Source organism: Pontibacterium sp. (assembly GCF_964228735.1).
Classification (GTDB): domain Bacteria; phylum Pseudomonadota; class Gammaproteobacteria; order Pseudomonadales; family Balneatricaceae; genus Pontibacterium.
The window spans coordinates 1-2,716 of sequence record NZ_CAXRBQ010000159.1; the positions used below are offsets into that span (position 1 = coordinate 1).

Genomic DNA, 2,716 nt, shown 5'->3' on the forward strand with positions numbered 1-2,716 from the left:
GACTTACCACACTACCGCCCTGTCTGTAGACAACCTGGCGAAAGAGTACTTCGGTGAAGCAGGCATGCTGGGTTACGTTGAAGGTGTTCAGCGTAAAGAGATCCGTCAGGGTATCGCATGTGTTAAACACCAGAACATGGCAGGTTCCGACCTGGGCGACGACCACAAAGAGTACTACGCTGGTGAGAACGCTCTGAAAGCGGGCGGTGCGAAAAACACTTCCAACCAGTTCAGCTAATCGTCTCCTTCAAGACGAAAAAAGGGTGCTTCGGCACCCTTTTTTGTTTTTCCGTCTTTCTCAACTGCAAGTTTGCTGTTGGACCACCAAACGTATTATCTCGTATCAATATACGTAGGCTGTATGGGATGACGTATCAACAAGCAGCGTCTGGTCCACAAGGACGATCTTTACCCGATCTATGGGCACAGAGATCGCTTCGCTGATCACCTGCTCTACGTCTCGTACTAACCTTTCTTTCTGCTCTTGGCTACATACTTCCAAGAGATCAATTCTTGCAACTGCCATGACCTTCACCCATCAGGTTAATCACTGTCTCGCTGCCGGTCGTTTTTCTTTGTTCGATCCCACCTGCCTTGGGCAGAATTGGGAAGACCGGTCCTCTATTTAAGGTGAAGCATGTGTCATGCCAGACTTACCGTTTATCGATAACCTGCTGAAAACGCGACACTTCCCACCAAACTGCCAAAATCTGAGAACATGACTTTGTGTCAAAATTGACCAATTTGTTAATCCTGGGGGCGTAATTTTGTGTCAAATTTCACCAATTTGTTGATTTGGATATACCTGCTCAACGATTTTCCTACCCAGAATACAAATAAGTATTTTCCCTTAGACTCATTCATCACAATCTCTTATCCTCTCACCTATACAAGAACAAATATCGAAGGATCAGAGTTATGGCCAGCACCCCAGAGTTTCCAAGACTTTCAGATGCAATACTGACACTTGAAGATCGTGTTGCACTGCTTACATTCAATCGCGACGACCTGCGCAATGCCCTGACCGGTAGCAACCTGATTGATGACATCTGCAACACGGTTGCCTGGGCTAACCATAATCCTGAGGTATCTGTTCTGGTACTCACCGGTGCTGGCAGTGCCTTCTCATCCGGCGGCAACATCAAAGAGATGCAGTTGCGCGATACGGAACACAAGGATGCCGCCTTTGGTGGTGATGTGTATGAAGTGCAGGAGAAGTACCGGGCAGGCATCCAGCGCATACCACTGGCGCTCTACAACGCGGAAATTCCGGTGATCGCTGCGGTGAATGGTCCGGCAATTGGCGCCGGTTTCGATCTGACCTGTATGTGTGATATCCGAATCGCATCCAGCAAAGCGCTGTTTGGCGAAACCTTTGTGAACCTGGGCATCATTCCTGGCGATGGCGGTGCTTGGTTCCTGCAACGCCTGATCGGTTACCAGCGCGCAGCAGAGCTGACCCTGACCGGTCGTGTGATCAAAGCGGATGAAGCAAAAGAGCTGGGTATCGTATTGGACGTGGTTGAACCGGAAGAGCTGCTGCCACGCGCAATGGAGATGGCCAAACAGATGGCATCCAAGCCACCTCAAGCACTGCGTATGACCAAACGTTTGTTGAAGACTGCTCAGCGTCAGGAGCTGAAGGACTTCCTGGAGCTTTGTGCCGTGTTCCAGGGCATGTGCCACAACACCAAAGACCATATGGAAGCGATCAACGCGTTTATTGAAAAACGCCCGGGAGAATATCAGGGGAATTAAGGTCCTGAGTCATCGATAGGCACCGCGTGCTGCTCGATCCTTTCTACACTGCAATGTAGGGTAGCCTTTAGGCTACCGGCAGGCTAAAGCCTGCCCTACAGAGCGCCATTAGAGAACGTAGGCTGGATCGAGCGTATCGACATCGGAGTAATCCTCAAGCATTACAAAGACTGCTTTAACTCCAATCCCGCCTCAACGGATACCAACCGGGTCTCTTCACCACGCCACCAGCGATTGCCCTCCGCAACCTGCAGATTATCCAGCGATACCCGCTGCCCCATCTCCGGGGTGATCATCGGTACACCTTTCGCGTAAGCCAAGGCGTTCAGACGCTCCAACGGCTCGTACCACGGATGCATGGCCAGATCGAAGGTGCCGTTATGTACCGGCAACATCGCCTTACCTTTCAGATCTTGATGGGCCTGAAATGTCTCTTCTGGTGTCATATGCACCATCGGCCAGTTCTCGTTGTAGGCTCCGTTTTCCATGATGGTCAGATCAAACGGTCCCAGTCGCTCACCGATCTCCTTAAAGCCCCCGAAGTAGCCGGTATCCCCGCTGAAATAGATCTTCTTGCCAGGAGCCTGAATGACCCAGGATGCCCACAGGGTTTTGTTGCGGTCATTGAGACCACGGCCCGAGAAGTGCTGGGATGGTGTCGCTGTCAGTTCAAGCTGACCCACGGATACACTGTCCCACCAATCAAGCTCATGAATGCGATTATCCGAAACACCCCACTCGCGCAGGTGATTACCTACCCCCAGCGGTACAACAAAACTCTCTACCCGGGATTTCAGAAACGCGATGGTTTTCTTATCCAAGTGGTCATAGTGATCATGGGAGATCAATACACCCTTAATCTCTGGAAGTTGCTCTAGCCCGGATTTTTCATGAATACTCCTCGATGCCTGTTTTCTCGGAATGTTGTCCAACGAGGAGCTGAAGTACCCGGATTCAG

Annotated in this window: 3 protein-coding genes and 1 pseudogene; 2 read left to right on the plus strand and 2 right to left on the minus strand. The window is 50.8% G+C overall.

The window, feature by feature from the left end; all coding sequences use genetic code 11:
• Window positions 1–238, plus strand: a pseudogene (locus ACEQ15_RS17620) (isocitrate lyase); the annotation flags it as partial.
• Between the two features lie 105 nt (window positions 239–343).
• Here the strand turns inward: ACEQ15_RS17620 and ACEQ15_RS17625 are convergent.
• Window positions 344–526, minus strand: coding sequence for a tautomerase family protein (locus tag ACEQ15_RS17625; protein ID WP_370280567.1), 183 nt, complete (start codon window positions 524–526; stop codon window positions 344–346).
• A 392-nt stretch (window positions 527–918) separates the two neighbouring features.
• Here ACEQ15_RS17625 and ACEQ15_RS17630 point away from each other — a divergent pair, with 392 nt between their 5' ends.
• A complete protein-coding gene (locus ACEQ15_RS17630; RefSeq protein WP_370280568.1) occupies window positions 919–1,758 on the plus strand; it encodes an enoyl-CoA hydratase-related protein in 840 nt (279 codons plus the stop codon).
• Window positions 1,759–1,919: 161 nt separating this feature from the next.
• Here the strand turns inward: ACEQ15_RS17630 and ACEQ15_RS17635 are convergent.
• The coding region (locus ACEQ15_RS17635; protein ID WP_370280569.1) for an MBL fold metallo-hydrolase at window positions 1,920–2,716 on the minus strand (797 nt) is incomplete at its 5' end.

Coding starts and splice junctions, on each gene's coding strand:
- ACEQ15_RS17625 (WP_370280567.1), bottom strand. CDS start 526: ATGGCAGTTGCAAGAATTGATCTCTTGGAAGTATGTAGCCAAGAGCAG.
- ACEQ15_RS17630 (WP_370280568.1), top strand. CDS start 919: ATGGCCAGCACCCCAGAGTTTCCAAGACTTTCAGATGCAATACTGACA.